This is a genomic window from Neisseria sp. WLZKY-1 (genome assembly GCF_046546535.1).
GTDB lineage: Bacteria > Pseudomonadota > Gammaproteobacteria > Burkholderiales > Neisseriaceae > Neisseria.
Genome location: NZ_JBKGTW010000006.1, coordinates 21461 through 44752, shown reverse-complemented (window position 1 = coordinate 44752; position 23292 = coordinate 21461). Strand labels below are relative to the sequence as shown.

The 23292-nt window shown below is 59.4% G+C and carries 22 protein-coding genes; 19 read left to right on the top strand and 3 right to left on the bottom strand.

The window, feature by feature from the left end; genetic code table 11:
• Positions 1–85: 85 nt before the first annotated feature.
• Both ACLD9W_RS03335 and ACLD9W_RS03330 read right to left on the bottom strand, forming a co-directional pair.
• Positions 86–685: a 5-formyltetrahydrofolate cyclo-ligase gene (locus tag ACLD9W_RS03335; RefSeq protein ID WP_410840686.1), complete on the bottom strand. Its 600-nt coding sequence runs from the start codon at positions 683–685 to the stop codon at positions 86–88.
• An 83-nt stretch (positions 686–768) separates the two neighbouring features.
• Positions 769–1299, bottom strand: coding sequence for an inorganic diphosphatase (locus ACLD9W_RS03330; RefSeq protein WP_009425509.1), 531 nt, complete (start codon positions 1297–1299; stop codon positions 769–771).
• Positions 1300–1397: 98 nt separating this feature from the next.
• Between ACLD9W_RS03330 and ACLD9W_RS03325 the strand changes: the two genes are divergently transcribed.
• From ACLD9W_RS03325 to ACLD9W_RS03245, 17 genes are all read left to right on the top strand, one after another.
• Positions 1398–1598, top strand: a complete 201-nt coding sequence (locus ACLD9W_RS03325) for a hypothetical protein (RefSeq protein WP_094031011.1) — start codon at positions 1398–1400, stop codon at positions 1596–1598.
• 152 nt (positions 1599–1750) lie between these two features.
• Positions 1751–2479: a 30S ribosomal protein S2 gene (gene rpsB, locus ACLD9W_RS03320; protein WP_410840685.1), complete on the top strand. Its 729-nt coding sequence runs from the start codon at positions 1751–1753 to the stop codon at positions 2477–2479.
• A gap of 89 nt (positions 2480–2568) precedes the next feature.
• Positions 2569–3423 (top strand): translation elongation factor Ts, encoded by an 855-nt coding sequence (gene tsf / locus ACLD9W_RS03315; RefSeq protein ID WP_009425512.1) that lies wholly within the window; start codon positions 2569–2571, stop codon positions 3421–3423.
• Positions 3424–3689: 266 nt separating this feature from the next.
• The gene (gene rsgA / locus ACLD9W_RS03310; protein WP_410840684.1) at positions 3690–4565 is read left to right on the top strand and encodes a ribosome small subunit-dependent GTPase A; all 876 of its coding nucleotides are present in this window, start codon (positions 3690–3692) and stop codon (positions 4563–4565) included.
• Positions 4566–4784: 219 nt separating this feature from the next.
• Positions 4785–6602: a DNA recombination protein RmuC gene (gene rmuC / locus ACLD9W_RS03305; protein ID WP_410840683.1), complete on the top strand. Its 1818-nt coding sequence runs from the start codon at positions 4785–4787 to the stop codon at positions 6600–6602.
• A gap of 72 nt (positions 6603–6674) precedes the next feature.
• On the top strand, positions 6675–7085 hold the full coding sequence (locus ACLD9W_RS03300; RefSeq protein ID WP_410840682.1) for a hypothetical protein: 411 nt from the start codon (positions 6675–6677) through the stop codon (positions 7083–7085).
• A gap of 386 nt (positions 7086–7471) precedes the next feature.
• Entirely contained in the window at positions 7472–9526 is a 2055-nt protein-coding gene (locus ACLD9W_RS03295) for a M3 family metallopeptidase (protein ID WP_410840681.1), read from the top strand.
• Positions 9527–9759: 233 nt separating this feature from the next.
• Positions 9760–10509, top strand: a complete 750-nt coding sequence (locus ACLD9W_RS03290) for a Nif3-like dinuclear metal center hexameric protein (protein ID WP_410840680.1) — start codon at positions 9760–9762, stop codon at positions 10507–10509.
• A gap of 123 nt (positions 10510–10632) precedes the next feature.
• Entirely contained in the window at positions 10633–11217 is a 585-nt protein-coding gene (gene petA, locus ACLD9W_RS03285) for a ubiquinol-cytochrome c reductase iron-sulfur subunit (protein ID WP_410840679.1), read from the top strand.
• A gap of 15 nt (positions 11218–11232) precedes the next feature.
• Positions 11233–12582 carry a cytochrome b gene (locus ACLD9W_RS03280; RefSeq protein WP_009425521.1) on the top strand — a complete coding sequence of 450 codons (1350 nt, stop codon included), beginning with the start codon at positions 11233–11235 and terminating at the stop codon, positions 12580–12582.
• Positions 12583–12595: 13 nt separating this feature from the next.
• On the top strand, positions 12596–13378 hold the full coding sequence (locus ACLD9W_RS03275) for a cytochrome c1 (protein ID WP_410840678.1): 783 nt from the start codon (positions 12596–12598) through the stop codon (positions 13376–13378).
• A 176-nt stretch (positions 13379–13554) separates the two neighbouring features.
• Positions 13555–14160, top strand: a complete 606-nt coding sequence (locus ACLD9W_RS03270; protein WP_009425523.1) for a glutathione S-transferase N-terminal domain-containing protein — start codon at positions 13555–13557, stop codon at positions 14158–14160.
• Between the two features lie 10 nt (positions 14161–14170).
• Positions 14171–14623, top strand: coding sequence for a ClpXP protease specificity-enhancing factor (locus tag ACLD9W_RS03265; RefSeq protein ID WP_410840677.1), 453 nt, complete (start codon positions 14171–14173; stop codon positions 14621–14623).
• 72 nt (positions 14624–14695) lie between these two features.
• Entirely contained in the window at positions 14696–15667 is a 972-nt protein-coding gene (locus ACLD9W_RS03260; RefSeq protein WP_410840676.1) for a TerC family protein, read from the top strand.
• Positions 15668–16118: 451 nt separating this feature from the next.
• Positions 16119–17378: an NRAMP family divalent metal transporter gene (locus ACLD9W_RS03255; protein WP_410840675.1), complete on the top strand. Its 1260-nt coding sequence runs from the start codon at positions 16119–16121 to the stop codon at positions 17376–17378.
• Between the two features lie 153 nt (positions 17379–17531).
• Positions 17532–18416: a lysophospholipid acyltransferase family protein gene (locus ACLD9W_RS03250; RefSeq protein WP_410840711.1), complete on the top strand. Its 885-nt coding sequence runs from the start codon at positions 17532–17534 to the stop codon at positions 18414–18416.
• 101 nt (positions 18417–18517) lie between these two features.
• Positions 18518–18784 carry a hypothetical protein gene (locus ACLD9W_RS03245; RefSeq protein ID WP_009427016.1) on the top strand — a complete coding sequence of 89 codons (267 nt, stop codon included), beginning with the start codon at positions 18518–18520 and terminating at the stop codon, positions 18782–18784.
• A gap of 74 nt (positions 18785–18858) precedes the next feature.
• Here ACLD9W_RS03245 and amgK read toward each other — a convergent pair whose 3' ends face one another.
• Entirely contained in the window at positions 18859–19863 is a 1005-nt protein-coding gene (gene amgK, locus ACLD9W_RS03240; RefSeq protein WP_410840674.1) for an N-acetylmuramate/N-acetylglucosamine kinase AmgK, read from the bottom strand.
• A gap of 69 nt (positions 19864–19932) precedes the next feature.
• Between amgK and ACLD9W_RS03235 the strand changes: the two genes are divergently transcribed.
• Entirely contained in the window at positions 19933–22269 is a 2337-nt protein-coding gene (locus ACLD9W_RS03235) for an LPS-assembly protein LptD (protein ID WP_410840673.1), read from the top strand.
• A complete protein-coding gene (locus tag ACLD9W_RS03230) occupies positions 22266–23237 on the top strand; it encodes a peptidylprolyl isomerase (RefSeq protein ID WP_410840672.1) in 972 nt (323 codons plus the stop codon). The genes ACLD9W_RS03235 and ACLD9W_RS03230 overlap by 4 nt, the downstream gene beginning before the upstream one ends.
• The last annotated feature ends 55 nt before the right edge of the window (positions 23238–23292 follow it).

The following is a 23292-nucleotide window of genomic DNA, read 5'->3' as shown; positions in this document are numbered from 1 at the left end:
AACCTTGCGGGGTTTCAGACGGCCTGATGTTTTGCCAAGCTACCGTTTGACGGGATGAGGCCGTCTGAAAGTCGTGCGTTGCGTGTCAGCGGCGGGAAAAGCGCAGCTTGTGGCGCTCCGATACGAAGCCGTCGAGCAGGATGTCGTGGGCTTCGCGCGGCAGGCGCTCGGCAAGCTGGCAGGCGAAACCGGCGGCAACGGCAAGAGGCCGTCTGAAACGGCATTCGGCCAGCGTGGCGTCGTAGTAGCCGCCCGCCTGGCCGAGGCGGCAGCCCGTGCGGTCGGCGGCAACAACGGGGATAACCATGACATCGAGGCGGTCGGCGCGGATTCGGTGTCCGGCAAACTGGGGCACGTTCAGCTTGGCGCGGCCGCGTTTGCGTTCGGCCGCCGCACCTTCGCGGTAGGGCGTGAACCACATGCGTTTTTTACGCGGCTCGATGTAGGGCAGATAGACGGCCGCACCACGTTGTGCGGCGGTGTGCAGCAGGGGGCGCAGGTTCAGTTCGCTGCCCATCGCCCAATAAAGGGCGGTTTTTTTGCCGCGCCGTATCAGGGGTTTGAGGCGGCGGACGATTTCCCGTTCGGCGCGCAGGCGCTCGGCGCGGGGCAGGGCGCTGCGTGCGGCGCGGTATTGGCGGCGCAGGGCGCGTTTTTGCTGCTTGGCGGTGTCGGTGGCGGACATGGTTTCAGACGGCCTTTCTGTAACAGGTTGCCCAAACGGAAAAAGGCCGTCTGAAAAGGGTGTTCAGACGGCCTGCCGGTGCGTTAACGCTTGTTCCAGCGCTCCTGCGATTCGCGGATGACGGCTTTGGCTTCGTCGATGCCGCCCCAGTGTTCCACTTTGGTGGTGCCCGGTTTTTTCAGGTCTTTGTAGTGGTTGAAGTGGAACTCGATTTGTTTGATGAGCTGCTTGGGCAAGTCTTCCAAAGTGTTGTAGGCGTTGCCGTTGTGGCGGTCGTCGGCAGGCACGACGACGATTTTGTCGTCCACTTCGCCGTCGTCGACGAATTTCATCACACCGATGACTTTGGCTTCGAGGAAGATGCCGGTGGGCAGCGGCGTGTCGGTGATGATCAGCGCGTCGAGTTCGTCACCATCCTCATCCAGCGTCTGCGGGATGAAGCCGTAGTTGGTCGGTTTGGCGAAGGCCAGCGGCTCGACGCGGTCGAGCTGCATCACCGCCAGCTTGCGGTTCCATTCGATTTTGTGGTTCGAACCTGCGGGAATTTCGACGACGACATTGATAATGCCGCCGTCCACGTCGCCCGCGTCGAGGATTTGGTTGAAATCTGCCATTGGGTGCGTCCTTTCGCTGTGCAAAATGGGAAAGGGCGCGATTATAGCAGCATCAAGCCCTATAATAGAGGCCGTCTGAACCCCCGAAACGGCAAACCATGTGGCACATCGTCTTTATCGGCTACGTTTTCACCACGCTGATGTTTTCCGTCGCCCAGCCCGGCCTGGCGCGCAAACTGATTTACTTCGTTTTCCTCACCGCCCTGCCCGCCGCCTTTATGCTCTGGTCGGCCTATATCCGCCTGCGCAACAGGCGCATGAAGCGCGAAGAGGAAAACGGCGGCGGCAACTTGCCCTGAAAAGCCGCAGCCCGTATAATGCCGCCGCTTTTTCCCGTAAAAAGCGCTTTTTTATTGTCATTGAAACGCTCGCACTCCGCGTCCGAAGGGTGTTTCCGCCGGTCGGAAATTCTGTGCGCGGGTGTCTGCACTAACCCTTTTGAAGGAAATCTATGTCCCAAATCACCATGCGCCAAATGCTCGAAGCAGGCGTACACTTCGGCCACCAAACCCGTTTCTGGAACCCGAAAATGGAGCAGTATATTTTCGGTTCGCGCAACAAAATCCACATCGTCAATCTGGAAAAAACCCTGCCGCTCTTCCTTGAAGCGCAGGAAGCCGTGCGCCGCCTCGTCGCCAACAAAGGCACCGTGCTGTTTGTCGGCACCAAACGCCAGGCGCGCGAAATCATCCGCGAAGAAGCCACCCGCGCCGGCATGCCCTATGTCGACCACCGCTGGCTCGGCGGCATGCTGACCAACTACAAAACCGTCAAGCAGTCGATCAAACGCCTGGAAGAAAAATCCGCCGTTCTGGCCGACGCCGACAACAGCGGCTACAGCAAAAAAGAGCTGCTGGACATGACCCGCGAAGTGGAAAAACTCGAACGCTCGCTGGGCGGCATCAAAAACATGAAAGGCCTGCCCGACGCCATCTTCGTTATCGACACCGGCTACCAGCACGGCACTTTGGTCGAAGCCGCCAAACTGGGCATCCCCGTTATCGGCGTGGTGGACACCAACAACAGCCCCGACGGCGTGAAACACGTTATCCCCGGCAACGACGACTCCGCCAAAGCCATCCGCCTCTACTGCCGCGGCATCGCCGATGCGGTATTGGAAGGCAAAAACCAGGCCGTAGCCGAAACCGTAGCCGCCGCACAGGCCGCCGCTGCCGAATAACACCGATGCAAAAGGCCGTCTGAAAAGTTTCCCGCCCTGCGGAAAACGGTTTCAGACGGCCTGTAACCTTAATACCCTTGGAGACAAAAATGGCTGAAATTACAGCAAAAATGGTTGCCGACCTGCGCGCCGCCACCGGCCTTGGCATGATGGAATGCAAAAAAGCCCTGGTTGAAGCAGACGGCAACATGGAAAAAGCAGAAGAAATCCTGCGCATCAAATCCGGCGCCAAAGCCGGCAAACTGGCAGGCCGCACCGCCGCCGAAGGCGTATTGGCCTATGCCATCGAAGGCAACACCGGCGCACTGGTGGAAGTGAACTGCGAAACCGACTTCGTCGCCAAAGACGCCGGCTTCGTCGAGTTCGCCAACTCGGTTGCCAAAACCGCCGTTGCCAAGAAACCCGCCGACATCGAAGCGCTGGCCGCTTTGGTGGAAGACGAGCGCAAAGCCGTTATCGCCAAACTGGGCGAAAACATGTCCGTGCGCCGCTTCAAAGTGATCGAAACCGCCAACAGCCTCACCGCCTACATCCACGGCGCGCTGGCTACCGAAGGCGTTTTGGTGGAATACAAAGGCAGCGAAGACGTTGCCCGCAAAGTCGGCATGCACATCGTTGCCGCCAAACCGCAATGCGTTTCCGAAGCCGAAGTGGACGCCGAAACCGTTGAAAAAGAGCGCCACATCTACACCCAGCAGGCTGTCGAGTCCGGCAAACCCGCCGACATCGCCGCCAAAATGGTCGAAGGCCGCATCAAAAAATTCTTGGCCGAAATCACCCTCAACGGCCAGGCTTTCGTGATGAACCCCGACCAAACCGTTGCCCAATACCTGAAAGAAAACAATACCGAAGTGATCAGCTTCGTGCGTTACAAAGTGGGCGACGGCATTGAAAAAGCCGTAGTCGACTACGCCGCCGAAGTGGCCGCAGCCGCCAAAGTGTAAGCTTTGCCATCCGATAAAAAACCCGCCGCAAACGGCGGGTTTTTTCGTTTTCAGACGGCCTTCGTGCCCGATTTTTATCTGTTTCAGACGGCCTGAACCGTGCAAAACGGCAAATTCCTGCGCGGAAACGGCTGTGCGTGTTTTCAGACGGCCTTTCAGGCCGTCTGAAAAAAGGCGGCATGATAGACGAAGGGCGCGGATACCCGTGCGGCGGCACGGCGCGGCCGCCTCTGTTAAAATCCGTTTCTTTTTGGTTACCGAACACCATGTCCGACACCGCCCGCATCATTGCCAGCTACGGCCGCCGCTACACCGTTCGCGCCGACTCCGGCCGCGTTTACGACGCCACCACGCGCAAAAAGCGGGTGGACTACGCCTGCGGCGACTTCGTGCACATCGAAGTGCAGAATGAAGAGCAGGCCGTGATTAGTGATTTCCTGCCGCGCCGCAGCCTGCTCTACCGCCAAGACGCCTGGCGCACCAAGCTTATCGCTGCCAATGTCGACAGAATGTTTGTCGTCACCGCCGCCGTGCCCACGCCGAACGAAACCCTGCTGCAACGCGCCCTGCTGGCGGCGGAGGCGGGTGGCATCGAAGCCCTGGTCGTCCTCAACAAAAGCGACTTGCCCGAAAGCGCGGCGTGGCGGGACAAACTTGCTTTTTACGCCGCCCTCGGCTACCCCGTCATCGAAGTCAGCGCGCTGGAAAACGCCGCCGCCCTGCCGCCCTTGATGGCGGGGCGCACCAACATCTTCCTCGGCCAGTCGGGCATGGGCAAATCCACCCTCACCAACGCCCTGCTGGGCAGCGACGCCGCCCGCACCGGCGACATCTCCGCCGCCCTCGACTCCGGCCGCCACACCACCACCCACGCGCAAATGTACGATCTCGGCGGCGACACTTTCCTGATCGACTCGCCCGGCTTGCAGGAATTCGGCCTGCACCACCTCGCCGCCGCCGACCTGCTGCGCTATTTTCCCGACCTGCGCCACCTCGTCGGGCAATGCCGCTTCCACAACTGCACCCACCGCCAAGAACCCGGCTGCGCCGTCAAACAGGCGGCCGACAGCGGCGCGGTTTCGCCCGATCGCGTCGCCTTTTTGCAGCGCGTTACCGACGAGCTGAGCGTGCCGCGCCGATAAACCGTCGAGGCCGTCTGAAAGCGAAACTTCAACGAAGTTATAGTGAGCCAACACAAAAAGATACAAGGCAGCACAAGTAGTACGGGGCAGGTTTTCTTGGCATTTCCCATGCCGCAGAAAACCGCCCTCTTCGAGCTAAGGCGCAGCAACGCCGCAGATTTTTGTGTTGGCTCACTATAAAACAGGTTTCAGCCGGCCTCACCCGCCTCATTCAACACTATGACCGCAAACCTTTACTACCTCATCCTCGCCGCCGCCGTCTTCACCGCTGCCGCCCTCGCCGCCCTGATTACCCGCCTCGTCTGCCAAAACCGCCATCAGGCCGACACGGCCGAGCGCGAGCGGCAGCACCGGGCCGCGCAGGCCGAAAGCGAAAGCCGCTGCGCCGCCCTCGAAGAAAACCGCGCCCACCTTGAAGAACTGTGCGACCGTCTCACCGCCGAGCAACGCCGCAGCGAAGAAGAGCTGGCCGAGCAAACCCGCTTTTCAGACGGCCTCAGAGGCCGTCTGAACGCCGCCGAAAACGAGCTGGCCGCCGCCAACGTCCACGCCCGCCGCCTGCCCGAGCTGCAAAGCGAACTGGCCGCCGCCCGCAGCGCCGCCGACGGACTGCACAGCCAAATCCGCGAACTCGACAGCCGCCGCGCCGCCCTCGAAGCGCAGGTGCGCCACCTCGCCGCCCAAGTCGAAGAAGCAGGCCATCTGAAAACCGACCATGCCGCCCTGCAGCAGGAATTGTCCGACAGCCGCGCCGCCAACGGACGCCTGTCGGCGCAACTCGAAGAAGCCGCCGCGCAAAACCGCCGCCAAACCGACGAATTAGGCCGTCTGAAAACCGACTACGCCGACTTGCAGCAAGAGCTGTCCGACAGCCGCGTGCAAAACGAACGCCTCACCACCCAAATCGAAAAAGAGCGACAGGCGCAGGAAGAAAAACTCGCCCTGCTCGACGAAGCCCGTGACGCCCTCGGCAGCCGTTTCCAGCACCTCGCCAACCAAATCCTCGAAGAAAAAAGCCGCCGTTTCAGCGAACAAAACCGCGAACAGCTCGGCCTGCTGCTCAACCCGCTCAACGAAAAACTCGGCGGCTTCTCCCAGCTCGTGCAAAACACCTACGAAAAAGAAGCCAAAGAACGCCACACCCTCGAAAACGAACTCAAACGCCTGCAACAGCTCAACAGCCGCCTGCACGAAGACGCCGCCGCCCTCACCCGCGCCCTCACCGGCAGCCGCAACAAAACCCAGGGCAACTGGGGCGAAATGATCTTGGAGAGCGTGCTCGAACACTCCGGCCTTGCCAAAGGGCGCGAATACACCGTGCAGGCCGCCGCCGTGCAGACGCAGGAAGACGGCAGCACCCGCCGCCTGCAACCCGACGTCCTCGTCAACCTGCCCGACGGCAAACAAATCATCATCGACAGCAAAGTCTCCCTCACCGCCTACGTGCGCTACACCCAGGCGCAAAGCGAAGACGAAGCCCGCACGCATCTGGCCGAACACGTCCAATCCGTGCGCCGCCACGTTGCCGAGTTGTCCGCCAAGCAATACAGCGAGATAGACGGCCTCACCACCCTCGATTTCGTCTTCATGTTCATCCCCGTCGAACCCGCCTACCTGCTCGCCCTGCAACAGGACGGCAGCCTCTTTCAGGAATGCTTCGACAAACGCATCATGCTTGCCGGCCCCTCCACCCTGCTGGCCACCCTGCGCACCGTCGCCAACATCTGGCGCAACGAACAGCAAAACCGCAACGCCCTGGCCATCGCCGAAGAAGGCGGCAGGCTCTACGACAAATTCGCCGGCTTCGTCGAAACCCTGCAAAAAGTCGGCAAAGGGCTGGACGCCGCGCAAACCGCCTACCACCAAGCCTTCGGCCAGCTCAAAGACGGCCGCGGCAACCTCATCGGCCGCGCCCAAAAGCTGCACAAACTCGGCCTGAAAACCGGCAAACAGATCGACCGCAAACTGCTGGAAGAAGCCGAAGAAAACGAAACCGCCCTGATTGCGGCGGACAAAGCGGAAGATACGCAGGAATAGGCAAAAGGCCGTCTGAAAGCGCGGCTTCGGCGCAGCCAAAACTTTTTCAGACGGCCTCCCCAAAGGAAACCCATGTTCCTCAACCTGAAAAACGGCGGTTTTTCCATGCCGCCGCACATATTCCTGACCCGCGACACCACCCTCGCGCAGATACAGGCAGCATTTCCCGACAGGGAAACCCATGATGTCGGCACGGGCTGGTACTGGTTTGCCCTGCCCGAAACCGAATACCGAGGGCGGCGTTTTCTCATCAGCCTTGCTTTTTGCGGCCAAACGCTGAAATCCATCCGTTTTGCCATGGCCGACAGAAACGCGGCATCGTGGGACGGCTGGTCGGAAGCGTACGAACTGGAAAGCCTGAGCCTCTACCGCCGCTGGCTGGCCGAAGAAATCGGCAGCACCGGCAGATTCGACTGGGGCGGCTGCGGCGCGCACTACGATCCCAAAAGCGGCATTTGCAATATGTTTGTGTACTACGCCTGAACATGGCAAAAGGCCGTCTGAAACCCCGTTTGGTTTTCAGACGGCCTAAGGCAGGGTGTGCCGCCCTGCGGCGCGCGCGGTTTGGAGACACTGCACTTATTTGAACATCGGGAAACAGAAGGCCGTCTGAAAGCGCGGCTTCGGCGCAGCCAAAACCGTTTTGCACATTTTCAGACGGCCTTTAAGCCAATACGGAGCGTGCCGCCGCAGCGGCGCACCCTGCGAAATTCCGTTCCGACCATCCGCCCCCTGCGGGCTGTAATTTTGCCAACGAAGCCCCATTTGGCGGACTGCACGTTTTTCACTTCGCCGAAGTTTCGTTTTCAGACGGCCTCAGAGGCCGTCTGAAACCCTTTTTTATCCATTTGCAAACAAGCGAGAACCCCATGACCGACAACGTCCTCCTCCATCTGGCCGACGAGCCCCGTTTTTCCGACATCCGCACCGAAGACATCAAGCCCGCCCTGCAAAGCGCGATGGCCGACGCCCGCGCCGCCGTGGCCGCCGTCAAGGCCGAACCGCAGGCAAGCTGGCTGAACACCGTCGAGCGGCTCACCGACCTCACCGAGCGCGTCGGCCGCATCTGGGGCGTCGTCTCCCACCTCAATTCCGTGGTGGACACGCCCGAACTGCGCGCCGAATACAACGCCCTGATGCCCGAAGTGACCGTCTTTTTCACCGAAATCGGCCAGGACATCGAGCTTTACGAACGCTTCAAAGCCATCAAAGCCTCGCCCGAATTCGCCGCCCTGTCCGAAGCGCAGAAAACCAAGCTGGAACACGATTTGCGCGATTTCGTACTGAGCGGTGCCGAGCTGCCGCCGGAGCAGCAGGAAAAACTGGCCGCGCTGCAAACCGAAGCCGCCCAACTCGGCGCGCAGTTTTCGCAAAACGTGCTCGACGCCACCGACGCCTTCGCCCTTTATTTTGACGACGAAGGCCGTCTGAAAGGCCTGGATGCCGACGAAAAAGCCATGTTTGCCGCCGCCGCGCAGGCCGAAGGCAAAACCGGTTGGAAAATCGGCCTGCAAATCCCGCATTATCTGGCGGTGATGAAACACGCCGACGAACGCGAACTGCGCCAAACCCTGCACCGCGCCTACCTCACCCGCGCCAGCGAGTTGGACAACGGCGGCAAGTTCGACAACACCGCCATCATTACCCGCACCCTCGAAATCGCTCTCGAAGAAGCCCGCCTGCTCGGTTTCGCCAACTACGCCGAACGCTCCCTCGCCACCAAAATGGCCGAATCACCGCAACAGGTGCTCGCTTTCATCCGCGACCTCGCCGCCCGCGCCAAGCCGCATGGCGAAAAAGATTTGGCCGAGTTGCAGGCGTTCGCCCGCGCCGAACTGGGTCTGCCGCAGCTTGAAGCGTGGGACATCGCCTACGCAAGCGAAAAACTGCGCGAAGCCAAATACGCCTTCTCCGAAAGCGAAGTCAAACGCTACTTCCCCGCCGGCAAAGTCCTCGCCGGCCTGTTCGGCCAAATCGGCAAACTCTACGGCGTGACCCTGCGCGAACTCGAAGTGCCCGTCTGGCATCCCGACGTGCGCTACTACGAACTCGAACAGGACGGCGCGGTAATCGGCGGCGTGTATATGGATTTGTACGCCCGCGAAGGCAAACGCGGCGGCGCGTGGATGAACGACTACCAAGGCCGCCGCCGCTTCCTCGACGGCGATAGGGCGGGCAGCGTGCAAATGCCCGTTGCCTACCTCGTCTGCAACTTCACCCCGCCCGTCGGCGGCAAAGAAGCGCGCCTGAGCCACGACGAAATCGTCACCCTGTTCCACGAAACCGGCCACGGCCTGCACCACCTGCTCACCCGCATCGACGAATTGGGCGTTTCCGGCATCAACGGCGTCGAATGGGACGCGGTCGAGCTGCCCAGCCAGTTTATGGAAAACTTCGCCTGGGAATACGACACCCTGCACGCCATGTCCGAACACGAAGAAAGCGGCGCACCCCTGCCCGAAGAGCTGTACAAAAAAATGCTGGCGGCGAAAAACTTCCAAGTCGGCCTCTTCCTCGCCCGCCAGGCCGAATTTGCCCTGTTCGACATGCTGATATACAGCGAAAGCGACGAAGGCCGTCTGAAAGACTGGGCGCAGGTGCTGGAAAACGTGCGCGCCGAAGTGGCCGTTATCCCACAGCCCGCCTACAACCGCTTCGCCAACAGCTTCGGCCACATCTTCGCCGGCGGCTACTCCGCAGGCTATTACAGCTACGCCTGGGCCGAAGTATTGAGCGCGGACGCCTACGCCGCCTTTGAAGAAAGCGGCGACATCCGCGCCACGGGCGAGCGTTTCCGCGACGAAATCCTCTCGCGCGGCGGCTCGCGCAGCGCGACCGAGTCCTTTCGCGCCTTCCGCGGTCGCGACGCCACCCCCGACGCCCTGCTGCGCCATTTGGGGCTGACGGAAAACGCCGCCGCATAAGACAGGCCGTCTGAAAGGCAGAAAGGCCGTCTGAAAACCTCCAATCGGGGTTTTCAGACGGCCTTTTCCGCTACAATGCGCCGCCGTTTCAAGTCAATTTCAAAACATATCATAGTGAAACAACGCGGAAAGATACAAGGAAGCAAGCCGCAGACAGTATGGGTAATACGACAAGGCGCAGCAACGCCGTAGATTTTCGTGTTTTTTCACTATATCAAGCAAAGGACACAACCATGGCCACACGCAGCGAAATCCTCGCATGGTGCGACGACACCCTGCAAACCCGCCTCTTCAAAGACTACGCCCCCAACGGCCTGCAAGTCGAAGGCACCGAACACATCGCCAAAATCGCCACCGCCGTCACTGCCAGCCGCGCCGCCATCGAATACGCGGCAGAGCAGGGCGCGCAAATGCTGCTGGTGCACCACGGCATGTTTTGGAAAAGCGAACCCGTCACCATCACCGGCTGGAAAAAAGAGCGCATCGCCGCCCTGCTGCGCCACAACATCAACATGGCAGGCTACCACCTGCCGCTCGACGCCCATCCCGAACTGGGCAACAACGCGCAACTTGCCAAACTGATGGGCTGGGAAACCGAATACACCTGCGGCGAACAAAACCTGCTGCACATAGGCCGTCTGAAAACGCCGCAAACCGCCGCCGCGCTCGCAGCCGATTTGGCGCAGAAACTGGGGCGCGAACCCGTTGCTGCAGGCGATCTGTCGCAAACCGTCTCCCGCATCGGCTGGTGCACGGGCGGCGCGCAGGGCTTTTTTCAGACGGCCTTGGACGAAGGCGCACAGGTCTACGTCACGGGCGAAATCTCCGAAGCACAATACCACCTTGCCAACGAAACCGGCGCGGTGTTCCTGTCGGCAGGCCATCACGCCACCGAGCGTTACGGCATCCTGGCACTGGCGCAGGCGCTGCAACGGCGCTTTAACGTGGAAACCGTCTTTTTCGACGAACAAAATCCTGCTTAAAGTCAAAAAACCCTTCAAAAATTTACCTTATTTTAAATAGTGCTTTAAGTAACCCCAGCAGTTCGGGTAGAATTGCGAGGTTTAATGGCTCGGTATTTTCAAAATCTCAGGATGACTGAAATAATGGATAATCAAGAAATCAATCAAGGCCGCCGCCGTTTCCTCGTGCTGGCAACAGCGGGAGCGGGCGGGGTGGCCGCAGCAGGTGCGGCTGCGCCCTTCGTAGCCAGCTGGTTTCCCTCGGAAAAGGCTAAGGCCGCCGGTGCGCCGGTGGAAATTGACGTCAGCAAGCTCGAAGCCGGACAGATGCTGACCGCCGAGTGGCGCGGCAAACCGATATGGGTGGTGAACCGCACCGACCAGCAGGTAAAAGACCTCAAAAGCCTCAACGGTTCTCTGGCCGACCCCAATTCCGAGGTCGACCACCAGCCCGAAGACTGCAAAAACGAAACCCGCTCGATCAAACCAAACGTGCTGGTGGCCGTCGGCATCTGTACCCATTTGGGCTGCTCGCCGACCTTCCGTCCCGACATCGCTCCCGCCGATTTGGGCGCAGACTGGAAAGGCGGCTTCTTCTGCCCCTGCCACGGCTCGAAATTCGACATCGCCGGCCGCGTGTTCTCCGGTATGCCCGCGCCGACCAATCTGGTTGTTCCCCCCCATAAATATCTAAGCGACACTACCATTCTGGTCGGTGCCGAATCATAAAAAAGGGACTTCATCATGGCAAACCAAACCAATAGCAAAGCAAAGGCATTGTTAGACTGGGTGGACGCTCGTTTCCCTTTGTCTAAAATGTGGCGCGAACACCTTTCCGAATACTACGCGCCGAAAAACTTCAACTTCTGGTATTTCTTCGGCTCGCTGGCGCTTTTAGTGCTGGTGATTCAGATTGTCAGCGGCATCTTCCTCGTGATGAACTTCAAGCCCGACGGCAACCTGAACCAATACAACCTGCCCGCCGCCTTCACCGCTGTGGAATACATCATGCGCGACGTATCCGGCGGCTGGATCATCCGTTACATGCACTCCACCGGCGCGTCCTTCTTCTTTATCGTCGTGTACCTGCACATGTTCCGCGGCCTGATTTACGGCTCGTTCAAAAAACCGCGCGAGCTGGTGTGGGTGTTCGGCTCGCTGATTTTCCTTGCGCTGATGGCCGAAGCCTTTATGGGCTACCTGCTGCCGTGGGGACAAATGTCGTTCTGGGGCGCACAGGTAATTATCAACCTGTTCTCCGCCATTCCTGTAATCGGCCCCGATTTGTCCGTTTGGATACGCGGCGACTTCACCATCTCCGACGCCACGCTCAACCGCTTCTTCGCCCTGCACGTTATCGCCGTGCCGTTGGTACTCTTGGGCTTGGTGGTGGCACACATCATCGCCCTGCACGAAGTCGGCTCGAACAACCCCGATGGCGTCGAAATCAAAAAACTCAAAGACGAAAACGGCGTGCCGCTGGACGGCATTCCCTTCCATCCCTACTACACCGTGAAAGACATTCTCGGCGTGGTGGTGTTCCTCATCGTCTTCTGCGCCGTGATGTTCTTCGCCCCCGAAGGCGGCGGCTACTTCCTCGAAAGCCCCAACTTCGACCCCGCTGACCCGCTGAAAACCCCCGCGCACATTGCGCCGGTGTGGTATTTCACCCCGTTCTACGCCATTTTGCGCGCCATCCCGTCTTTTGCCGGCACGCAGATTTGGGGCGTTATCGGCATGGGCGCGGCCGTGGTGCTGATTGCCCTGCTGCCGTGGCTCGACCGCTCGCCGGTGAAATCCGTGCGCTACCGCGGCCCGGTCTTCAAAACCGCGCTGGTGCTGTTTGTTATCGCCTTCATCGGTCTGGGCATTCTTGGCGCGATGGTGGCCACCGACTCCCGCACGCTTGTTGCCCGCATCCTGACCTGCGTCTACTTCGCCTTCTTCATCGGTATGCCGTTCTACACCAAACTGGACAAAACCAAACCGGTGCCCGAACGCGTAACCATGAGCACGGGCAGACAGAAAGTCATGTTCTTCGTTTACGTTACGATTACCCTGGTCGGTGCGTATCTGTTTGCAACCAATATCTGATGAGGGCGGCAAAATGAAAAATACATTGAAAAAATGGATTGTTGCCTTCGCATTGGCAACACCGGTTATCGCTGGCGCCAGCGGCCACGCGAACTATGAAAAAGTAGACATCGACTTGGGCGACCAGGTCAGCCTGCAGCGCGGCGCGCAGATTTTCACCAACTACTGCCTGTCGTGCCACTCGGCCAGCAATATGCGTTTCAACCGCTTGCAGGACATCGGCCTGACCGAAGAGCAGATTAAAGAAAATCTGATGTTCACCACCGACAAAGTCGGCGACGTCATGCACGCGGCCATGAGCCCGGCCGACGGCAAAAAATGGTTTGGCGCCGCGCCGCCCGATTTGTCGTTGATCGCCCGCTCGCGCGGTGCGGACTACCTCTACGCCTATATGCGCGGCTTCTATAAAGATCCGACCCGCCCCACCGGCTGGAACAACACCGTCTTCGACAAAGTCGGCATGCCGCACCCGCTGTGGCAGCAACAGGGAGTCCGCGCGGTCGAACTCGATGCCAAAGGCCAGCCCGTGATGGTGCAAGACGAACACGGCAATTTGGTGCCCAAGCTGAATTGGGAATCCGTCGGCACCATGACCCGCAAAACGCCCGACGGCAAAGTCATTACCAAAGAGTACGACGACTACGCCAAAGACCTGGTGGCCTTCATGGTGTACATGGGCGAACCCGCCCAAGTCGAGCGCAAGCAGATCGGCTACATCGTGATGATCTTCCTCTTGGCCGTGATGCTGCCTCTGGCCTACTTCCTGAAAAAGGAATATTGGAAAGACGTGCACTAAGCGGCGCAACGAAAGCGGGGGTAACCCCGCTTTTTGATTTTTTCAATTTGAAAACATAGCGTTATAGCCGTTTTCTGGCGTTTTCAGACGGCCTTGTGTACAATATCCTTATTTTTCAATCACATCATATCCGCCGCGTGCGGATATGCGTTTTAATCGAACAGGAGCAAACCATCATGATGATTCTGTATTCCGGCATTACCTGCCCGTTCAGCCACCGCTGCCGCTTCGTCCTCTACGAAAAAGGTATGGATTTCGAAATCAAAGACGTGGATATTTTCAACAAGCCCGAAGATCTAGCGGTAATGAATCCCTACAACCAAGTGCCGGTGCTGGTGGAGCGCGACCTCATCCTCTATGAATCCAATATCATCAACGAATACATCGACGAGCGCTTCCCCCATCCGCAGCTGATGCCGGGCGACCCCGTGCAGCGCGGTCGCGGCCGTTTGGTGCTGTTCCGCATGGAGCGCGAATTGTTTAGCCATGTCCAAGTGCTCGAAGCGCCCGAATCCACGTCCAAAGAACAGGCCAAAGCGCGCGAAGCCGTATCGCAGGGGCTGACCCTGCTTGCCCCCGCCTTCACCAAAAACAAATACGTGATGGGCGACGATTTCTCCATGATCGACGTAGCCATCGCCCCACTGCTGTGGCGTCTCGACCACTACGACATCAAACTCGGCAAAAACGCCGCGCCGCTTTTGAAATACGCCGAACGCCTGTTCCAGCGCGAAGCCTTCATCGAAGCGCTCACCCCCGCCGAAAAAGCCATGCGCCGCTGAGGAAAACGTCATGAGCAGCAGCACCAAACCCTATCTTCTGCGCGCGCTGTACGAATGGTGCAACGACAACGGCTACACTGCCCACATCGCCGCCTGGGTCAACGGGCACACCCAAGTACCCATGCAGTATGTGCGTGACGGCGAAATCGTCCTCAACATCGGCCCGAACGCCGCCCGCAACCTCACGATAGACAACGAATGGGTCAGCTTCTCCGCCCGTTTCTCCGGCGTCGCGCACGACATCTGGATACCCGTCGGCCACATCTCCGGCATCTTCGCCCGCGAAACTGGCGAAGGCATGGGCTTTGAAGTCGAGCCCTACGAGCCCGAAGAAGGCACGGAAGCGGCAGAACAGCCCGCTGCCGAGAGGCCGTCTGAAAACACTCCCGATGCCCAAGCGCCCGAGGGCAAACAGCCCGATGGCGGCACGGAAAAGAAAAAAGTTTTGAAATTCGTCAAATAAACCGAAACGGGAGGCCGTCTGAACACTTTCAGACGGCCTTTAAACCGCTTCCAAACGCAAGGAACGCACAACATGACCGCAGCACCGAGCATCGGCTCACCCCTGTTTTACGGCGTATTCGCCGCCGCCGTCCTCGCCATGATCGCCATCGACATGCTGACGCTGAAAAAGAGCGGCGCGCACAAAATCAGCAGCAAAGAGGCTCTGGCCTGGACAATAGTGTGGATCGCCGTCTCCTGCGCCTTCGCCGGCTGGCTCTACTGGGAAATCGCCCATAATCAAGCCTACGGCCACGAATTGGCGAAAACCAAAGTCATGGAATACTTCACCGGCTACGTACTCGAAAAATCGCTGGCGGTAGACAACCTATTTGTTTTCCTAATGATTTTCGGCTACTTCAAAGTGCCGCCGCAATACCAGCACCGCGTCCTGCTCTACGGCGTGTTCGGCGCCATCGTCCTGCGCGCCCTCATGATTTTCGTCGGCGCCGTCCTCATCAGCCGCTTCGAATGGATACTGTATTTCTTCGGCGCCTTTCTGCTCTACACCGGCATCAAAATGATTAAGCAGGGCGACGACGATGCGGAAGACCTGTCGCAAAACAAAATTCTGCAATGGCTGCAAAAACACATCCGCGTCAGCCAAACCCTCGACGGCGAAAAATTCTTCACCCGTGAAAACGGCCGCCGCATGGCCACCCCGCTGCTGCTTGTGCTGGTGATGGTGGAACTGAGCGACGTCGTCTTTGCCGTCGACAGCATTCCCGCCGTCTTCGCCGTCACCACCGACCCCTTCATCGTTCTCACCTCCAACATCTTCGCCATCCTCGGCCTGCGCGCCATGTACTTTCTGCTCGCCGACATGGCCGACCGCTTCGTCTTTCTCAACTACGGCCTCGCCTTCGTCCTCAGCTTCATCGGCATCAAAATGCTTATCATGCACTGGATACACATTCCCGTCGGCACCTCGCTGGCCGTCGTCTTCGGCGCAATCGGCGCCTCCATCCTCATCTCGCTTGCCTACGACCGCCGCAAAAGAGGCTGAACGGCAGACAGGCAAGAGGCCGTCTGAAAATCATATTTTGGTTTTCAGACGGCCGTTTTGTATCGTATGTAGGTGTATCGCATAGCAACGCACGCAGTTTGCAGCTTTGGTACAGCGTCCACCAATGTTTAAAAGAGCCGTTTCAACGGAGTGCAAAACCACTAATCAGCAATACGGAAAGGCCGTCTGAAACACCTGATTCGGGTTTTAACTTCGTTGAAGCTGCGCTTTCAGACGACCTTTTTGTTACGGAAATGAAAGCACGCTTGTTCCCATGCCTGCAGGTGTTTTGACATTTTCTGCCGTTTTCATATTTTTAACGCGCGTTGGTAAAAATTTTTTTTGTTTTATCCGGTATAAAATTGCAAAGTATACAATTTTACCTTGTGCGGCTTTGCGTTAAACTGCCGCCGTTTGAGATTACAGAGGCCGTCTGAAAGGCGGAAAGAACATGTCTGAAAACACACCCGCAGTTTCCACCTGGCAAACCCGCCTGCGCGCGCTGGGGCCGGGCATTCTGATGGCTTCGGCTGCCATCGGCGGTTCGCACCTGATCGCTTCGACGCAGGCGGGCGCGCTCTACGGCTGGCAGCTGGCGTTGATTATCGTGCTGACCAATCTGTTCAAATATCCTTTTTTCCGTTTCAGCGCGCATTACACGCTCGACAGCGGCAAGAGTCTGATTGAGGGCTACGCCGAAAAAAGCCGCGCCTATCTTTGGGTGTTTCTCGTGATGTGCTTTTTGTCGTCCACCATCAGCACGGGCGCGGTGGCGCTGCTGACGGCCGCCATCGTCAAAATGGCCATGCCTTCGCTGCCGTTTTCCGTCGGCGTGTTGTCGGTGATCGTGGTCGGCTCGTGCGTGCTGATTCTGCTCACCGGCCGCTACAAGGCTTTGGACAATCTGTCGAAAATCATTGTGGTCAGCCTCAGCATCACCACCGTGGCCGCCGCCGCCATCGCCGCATCGAAGGGCATGCAGATGAAGCCCGATTTTGTCGAACCCTCGCCGTGGACGCTGGCCGGACTCGGTTTCATCATCGCCCTGATGGGCTGGATGCCCGCGCCGATTGAAATTTCCGCCATCAATTCGCTGTGGGTGACGGCCAAGCAGAAAAGCGACCCCGCCAGCTACCGCGACGGCATGTTCGATTTCAACGTCGGCTACATCACCAGCGCCGTGCTGGCTGTCGTTTTCCTCGCGCTGGGCGCATTCGTGCAATACGGCAACGGCGAGGCGGTGCAGATGGCGGGCGGCAAATACGTCGGCCAGCTTATCAATATGTACACCGGCACCATCGGCGGCTGGTCGCGGCCGCTGGTCGGCTTTATCGCCTTCGCCTGCATGTTCGGCACGACGATTACCGTGATCGACGGCTATGCCCGCGCCGTGGCCGAATCCGTGCGCCTCGTGCGCGGCCGCGAAAGCTTCCGCACGCGCGAGCTGCTGGGCTGGATAGGCTGGGTGTCCTTCTCCGGCCTCGCCCTGATTCTGTGGTTCGACAGCGCGCTGGCCGAGCTGCTCAAATTCGCCATGATTTCCGCCTTCCTCGCCGCCCCCGTTTTCGCCTGGCTCAACTACCGTCTGGTGCGCGGCGACAAAAAACACCGGCTCACCCCCGCCATGAACGCGCTGGCCGTGGTCGGGCTGGTGTATCTCGTCGGCTTTGCCGTGCTGTTTGTGTTGAACGAAAGCGGCATTCTCGCCTGACGGGTGCAGGCGCAAGGCCGTCTGAAACTGCTTTCCACTGCGCTTTCAGACGGCCTTTTTCCGTCGTCTTCCCACATCGGGGTGCGGCGAAGCCGTAGATTTTTTATTTTGACTCACTATACAATCGCGGCCGAACCAACCCGCCCCAACGCCATGCAAAGCCTCGTTTTCTTTCTTTTCCGCCTCTTCGCCGCCCTGCCGCTGCGCCTTTTGCACCGCATTGCGCATTTCTGGGGCGGCCTTGCCTTTTACATCCTGCGCGAAGACCGCGACCGCATCCGCGCCAACCTGCAAACCGCCGCCCTGCCGAGTGGCGACGAAGCCGTCAAAACCATTCTGCGTGAAACCGCCAAAGGCGGCTTGGAGCTGCCCGTCGCCTTTTTCAGACGGCCTGAAGAAATCGAAGCCCTCTTCAAAGCGGTACACGGCTGGGAACACGTCGGACAGGCGCTGGCCGAAGGGCGCGGCCTGCTTTTTATCACGCCGCATCTGGGCAGCTACGATTTGGCCGGGCGCTACATCAGCCAGCGTCTGCCCTTTCCGCTGACCGCCATGTACAAACCGCCGAAAATCAAAGCTTTCGACGCCGTGATGCAGGCGGGGCGAGTGCGCGGCAAGGGCAAAACCGCGCCCACCAATATCCAGGGCGTCAAACAAATCATCAAAACCCTGCGCGCGGGCGAAGCGGCCATCGTCCTGCCCGACCACGTTCCCGCGCCGGAAGAGGGCGGCGACGGCGTTTGGGCGCCCTTCTTCGGCCGCCCCGCCTACACTATGACCCTTGCCGGCAAACTCGCGCAGGTGAAAAACGTCGCCGCCTTTTTCTTCTGCGGCGAGCGCCTGCCCAACGGGCAGGGCTTTGTCCTCCACATCGAACCCCTGCGCGGCACGCTCAACGGCGACAAGGCACACGACGCCCGCATCATCAACGAAAACACCGAATACTGGATACGCCGCTTCCCGCAGCAATATCTCTTCGCCTACAACCGCTACAAACAGCCCGCCGGTGCGCCCGAGCCGCCCGCAGCGGCAGAATAAAACGAGGCCGTCTGAACGCTTTCAAACGGCCTGCAATACAAACAACGTTATGCTTATTAAGGGCTTAAAAATAAGGTCATTACATTAAGGGAGGGAAAAAAATGTCGAATCCGTTTTTATTGAAACTGCTTTTGATGCTGGCAGCCGGCTATCTGATCGGCCTGACGGCGCGCGCGCTGCTGCCGGGCGACAACGGCATGGGCTTTTTGCGCACCTGGCTGCTGGGCACGGTCGGCGTGCTGACGGCTTACGGCGTCTGCTATTTCTTCGGCTGGCTCGAGTTTTACCACCGCAACATCTACACTTCTGTCGCCGCCATCCTGCTCGGTACGATGGTTTGGATTCCCTTGTTCCGCCGCAGGGCGTAAGACTTGCTTGCAGCTTGGCACGAAAAGGCCGTCTGAATGCTTTCAGACGGCCTCTGTGTATGTTTGAACAGGTTTTAAAACGTATAACCCGTCTGCAAATCATCATCGCCCACCAAATCGACCAAGAGTGCGTAAAGCGGCGCGAGGTCAACATAGCGGCGGCTGGTGCGGCGCAGGTAATTGAGAAAACGCGGGATTTCGGGGCGGTATTTGTCTTTGCCGTCGCGGTAGTAGAGCCGCGCGAAGATGCCGGCCACTTTCAAATGCCGCTGCACGCCCATCCATTCAAACCAGCGGTAAAACTCGTCAAAATCCTGCGGCACAGGCAAACCGGCGGCGCGGGCCTTTTCCCAGTAGCGGATAACCAAATCCAACACAAACTCTTCTTCCCACTCGATAAACGCGTCGCGCAGCAGCGAAACCAAATCGTAGGAAATCGGGCCGTAGAGCGCGTCTTGGAAATCGAGCACGCCCGGGCGGCCGCGCGTGAGCATCAGGTTGCGGACGATGTAGTCGCGGTGCACATATACTTTGGGCTGCGCCAAAAGCGGCGGCAGCAGGGTATCGACTGCCTGCTGCCAGAGCTGGCGCTGTTTGAAATTCAGGGGCTTGCCCAACTCTTTGGCGGCAAACCATTCGGGAAACAGATTGACTTCGCGCAACATGACTTCGCGGTCGTATTCGGGCAGCACATCGGGCTTGGAGGCCGTCTGAAGCGTTACCAGTTCGTCGATGGCTTCGAGCAGCAGGGTTTTGTGCACAATCTCGCGCGTATCGTGCTGCATGGCGGCGAGGTAGGTGGTGTTGCCCAAATCGCTGAGCGCCATAAAGCCCTGCGCCTCGTCGACGTGCAACACCTGCGGCACGTTCACCATATCAAACAGTTTTTGCACTTTGAGATAAGGCGCGACGCTCATTTTGTCGGGCGGCGCGTCCATGCAGATAACGGTATGGCCGTCTGAAAACGTGGCGCGGAAGTAGCGGCGGAAGTCGGCGTCGGCGGCGGCAAAAGAGAGTTCGAAGGCTTGGTTGGGATAAACGGCGGCGAGCCAGTTTTTCAGTTCGGATTGGCGCTGCATGGCGGGTTTTCGGGGAAATGGTGTTAAAATGGCCGCCATTTTAACCGTCAAAACCGCTTGGGTGATACTTTGGCACGTTTATTTTCAGTCAAACCGCTGGCGATCGCCGTGGGCATGGCCGCCGCTGCGGGCAGCGCCGCCGCCGCAACGTCCGCATTGGGCAGCACCTGCCCGCAATGCAAAGACGGCAAACCGGTTCAGACGGCCTCCCAACCCGAAAACGCCATACGGCGCAGCGGCGAAGAAGCACTGCCCGCCGACTACACCCGCATTACCGCCGACGCCGTGCGCGGCCAAACGGGCGTCGCCGTCGAAGCGCGCGGCGGCGTTATCATCGAACGCAACGCGCAGGTGCTCAACGCCGAGCGCGTCGTTTACGACCAGCCCGAAGACACCGTCAAAGCAGGCGAAGGCTTTATCCTCGACGACCAAGGCTCGACCGTGCGCGGCGACAAACTGCAATACAACCTGACCGAAGGCAGCGGCACGGCGCAAAACGTCGAAATCGAAGCCGAGCGTGACGGCCGCCGTTTGCAGGCCGTCGGCAAAGAAGCCGAAATCGAACGCAAAAACCGCTACAAGCTCACCGACGTGCAGTTCAACACCTGCCAAAAGGGCGACGCATCGTGGTATATCGCCGCCGACAGCATCGACGCCGACTACGGCAAAGGCGTCGGCGTGGCCAAACACGCCAAACTCGTCTTCCACGGCGTGCCCGTCCTCTACACACCGTGGGCGGATTTCCCGCTCAACGGCAACCGCAAAAGCGGCCTGCTTGTGCCCACCGTCAAAATCGGCTCCAACGGCACCGAAATCAACCAGCCCTATTATTTCAACCTCGCCCCCAACTACGACGCTACCCTCACCCCCGGCATCATCAGCGCGCGCGGCGTGCAGCTGGGCGGCGAATTCCGCTACCTGCAACCCCGATACCGGGGCGAAATCGGCGGCAAATGGATGCCCGACGACCGCCACAGCCGCCACAACAACCGCTACACCGCCCGCTGGCAGCACTTCCAAAACTTCGGCAAGGGATTCACCGGCAGCATCGACTTCAACCAAGTCTCCGACGACGACTACTACCGCGATTTCTACAACCGCACCGACATCGCCCGCAACGTCAATCTCAACCGGGAAGCGCGTCTCGACTACAAAACCGACGTGCTCGGCGAATGGCTCGAAGCCAACCTGAAAGTCCAGAAATACCAAACCCTCGCCAACGCCGACGGTTACAAAAACGAACCCTACGCCATCCTGCCGCGCCTGTCGGGCAGCTGGCAGAAAAACTTTGCCGGCAACCTCTTTTCCCTCAGCGGCCAGTACACCCGTTTTGCCCACGACAGCAAACAGGCAGGGCAGCGCTTCGTCCTTTATCCCTCACTCAGCCGCAACATCCACAACGACTGGGGCTACATCCGCCCGAAAGTCGGCCTGCACTACACCCACTACATCCTCGACGGCTTCAACGACAAAAGCGGCCGCACCGCAGGGCGCAGCATCCCCATTGCCAACATCGACGCGGGTATGATCTTCGAGCGCGAAACCCGCTTCTTCGGCCGCGACCACATCCAAACCCTAGAACCGCGCCTGTTCTACAACTACATCCCCACCAAATCGCAGAACGACCTGCCCAACTTCGACAGCGCCGAAAACAGCTTCAGCTACGATCAGCTCTTCCGCGAAAACCTCTATTCGGGCAACGACCGCATCAACGCCGCCAACAGCCTCAGCCTCGCCCTGCAAACCCGCTACCTCGACCGCGCCAGCGGCGCCGAGCGCCTGCGTGCGGGCATCGGCCAGAAATTCTATTTCAAAAACGACAACGTCCTACTCGACGGCAGCATCGGCAGCGGCAAACGAAACCGTTCCGACTGGATAGCCTTTGCCGACGGCGAAATCAGCCGCAGCGTCAGCGGCTACGCCACCGTCCACTTCAACGAAAACCAATCCCGCTTCGAGAACCTTGCCGCCGGCATCCGCTACACGCCCGAAGACGGCAAAACCCTGTCCGCCCGCTACCGCTACGGCCGCGACAAAGCCATCTGGCTGCAAGACGACGGCAGCTACTACCGCGACAAAATCAGCCAGATCGATCTTGGCGCGCAATGGCCGATTACACCCAACCTCTACGCCCTGGCGCGCTACAACCACGCCCTCAACGTACGCAAGCCGCTCGACATCCTCGCCGGACTCGAATACAAAAACGACTGCGGCTGCTGGAGTGTCAGCGCCGCTGCCCAGCGCTACGTCACCGGCTGGGACACCGAACGCAACAAACCGAGCTACAAAAACGCCTTCTTCTTCACCCTGCAACTGAAAAACCTGAGCAACATCGGCAACAAAGCCGACGAAACCCTGCGCCCGGCCATCCCGGGCTACAAAAAGACCAACGAGGTAGTCAAATGAAATCCCACGCAAAAACCCTCGCGGCTGTTTTACTTGCCGCCGCCTTTCAGACGGCCTTTGCCGCCGACATCAAAACCGTGGACGGCATCGCCGCCGTGGCGGGCGACGACATCGTCACCATGAGCCAGTTCGAACGCGCACTGGCCGAAGCCAAACGCCGCATCCCCGCCGCGCAAAGGCCGTCTGAAAACGAATTGCGCGGCCATATTCTCGCGCAGCTCATCAACCGCGCGCTTGTCGTACAGGCGGGCAAACGCCGCGGCCTCACCGCCAGCGAGGCCGAAGTGGACGAAGCCATCGCCCTGGCCGCCGCGCAAAAACACGTTTCCGTCGAAAAATTCTATGCCGACGCGCTGAAAGAAGGCGCACCCAAATCCGCCGTGCGCCGCGAAACCGCAGAGCAGATCATCGCCGAAAAAGTGCAGCAGCAGGCCGTATTGCAGAGCGCGCGCGTCAGCGACGCCGAAGTGGATGCCGCCATCGCTCGCGCGCAGCAGCAGGGCATCGCCCTCCCCGCAGGCGAACCCGTACGCCAATACCGCGCCCAACACATCCTGATCAAAGCCGAAAAAGAAAACGCCTCGGCCGCCGCCGAAGCCGTTATCCGCAAAATCCAAAACCAGGCCGCCGCCGGACGCGATTTCGGCGAACTGGCGCGGCAGTATTCGCAAGACCCCGGCAGCGCGCAGCAAAACGGCGATTTGGGCTGGTTCGGCGACGGCATGATGGTGCCCGAGTTTGAAAGCACGGTGAAAAAACTGAAAAAAGGCCAAATCAGCCGCCCCGTCAAAACCCAGTTCGGCTGGCATCTGATCAGGCTCACCGACACCCGCGAGGCGGGCACGCCCGAAGAGCGCCGCCGCAACGCCGTGCGCCAATACATCATGGAACAGAAAGCCGCCCATGCCGCTTCGCAGCTCTTGCAGCAGCTGCACGAGAGCGCCTTTGTCGATGTGCGCCTGAAATAAGCCCGCCCATGCAGCATGAGGCCGTCTGAAAACCCGCACAGGCATTTTCAGACGG

Coding starts and splice junctions, on each gene's coding strand:
- ACLD9W_RS03335 (WP_410840686.1), bottom strand. CDS start 685: ATGTCCGCCACCGACACCGCCAAGCAGCAAAAACGCGCCCTGCGCCGC.
- ACLD9W_RS03330 (WP_009425509.1), bottom strand. CDS start 1,299: ATGGCAGATTTCAACCAAATCCTCGACGCGGGCGACGTGGACGGCGGC.
- ACLD9W_RS03325 (WP_094031011.1), top strand. CDS start 1,398: ATGTGGCACATCGTCTTTATCGGCTACGTTTTCACCACGCTGATGTTT.
- rpsB (WP_410840685.1), top strand. CDS start 1,751: ATGTCCCAAATCACCATGCGCCAAATGCTCGAAGCAGGCGTACACTTC.
- tsf (WP_009425512.1), top strand. CDS start 2,569: ATGGCTGAAATTACAGCAAAAATGGTTGCCGACCTGCGCGCCGCCACC.
- rsgA (WP_410840684.1), top strand. CDS start 3,690: ATGTCCGACACCGCCCGCATCATTGCCAGCTACGGCCGCCGCTACACC.
- rmuC (WP_410840683.1), top strand. CDS start 4,785: ATGACCGCAAACCTTTACTACCTCATCCTCGCCGCCGCCGTCTTCACC.
- ACLD9W_RS03300 (WP_410840682.1), top strand. CDS start 6,675: ATGTTCCTCAACCTGAAAAACGGCGGTTTTTCCATGCCGCCGCACATA.
- ACLD9W_RS03295 (WP_410840681.1), top strand. CDS start 7,472: ATGACCGACAACGTCCTCCTCCATCTGGCCGACGAGCCCCGTTTTTCC.
- ACLD9W_RS03290 (WP_410840680.1), top strand. CDS start 9,760: ATGGCCACACGCAGCGAAATCCTCGCATGGTGCGACGACACCCTGCAA.
- petA (WP_410840679.1), top strand. CDS start 10,633: ATGGATAATCAAGAAATCAATCAAGGCCGCCGCCGTTTCCTCGTGCTG.
- ACLD9W_RS03280 (WP_009425521.1), top strand. CDS start 11,233: ATGGCAAACCAAACCAATAGCAAAGCAAAGGCATTGTTAGACTGGGTG.
- ACLD9W_RS03275 (WP_410840678.1), top strand. CDS start 12,596: ATGAAAAATACATTGAAAAAATGGATTGTTGCCTTCGCATTGGCAACA.
- ACLD9W_RS03270 (WP_009425523.1), top strand. CDS start 13,555: ATGATGATTCTGTATTCCGGCATTACCTGCCCGTTCAGCCACCGCTGC.
- ACLD9W_RS03265 (WP_410840677.1), top strand. CDS start 14,171: ATGAGCAGCAGCACCAAACCCTATCTTCTGCGCGCGCTGTACGAATGG.
- ACLD9W_RS03260 (WP_410840676.1), top strand. CDS start 14,696: ATGACCGCAGCACCGAGCATCGGCTCACCCCTGTTTTACGGCGTATTC.
- ACLD9W_RS03255 (WP_410840675.1), top strand. CDS start 16,119: ATGTCTGAAAACACACCCGCAGTTTCCACCTGGCAAACCCGCCTGCGC.
- ACLD9W_RS03250 (WP_410840711.1), top strand. CDS start 17,532: ATGCAAAGCCTCGTTTTCTTTCTTTTCCGCCTCTTCGCCGCCCTGCCG.
- ACLD9W_RS03245 (WP_009427016.1), top strand. CDS start 18,518: ATGTCGAATCCGTTTTTATTGAAACTGCTTTTGATGCTGGCAGCCGGC.
- amgK (WP_410840674.1), bottom strand. CDS start 19,863: ATGCAGCGCCAATCCGAACTGAAAAACTGGCTCGCCGCCGTTTATCCC.
- ACLD9W_RS03230 (WP_410840672.1), top strand. CDS start 22,266: ATGAAATCCCACGCAAAAACCCTCGCGGCTGTTTTACTTGCCGCCGCC.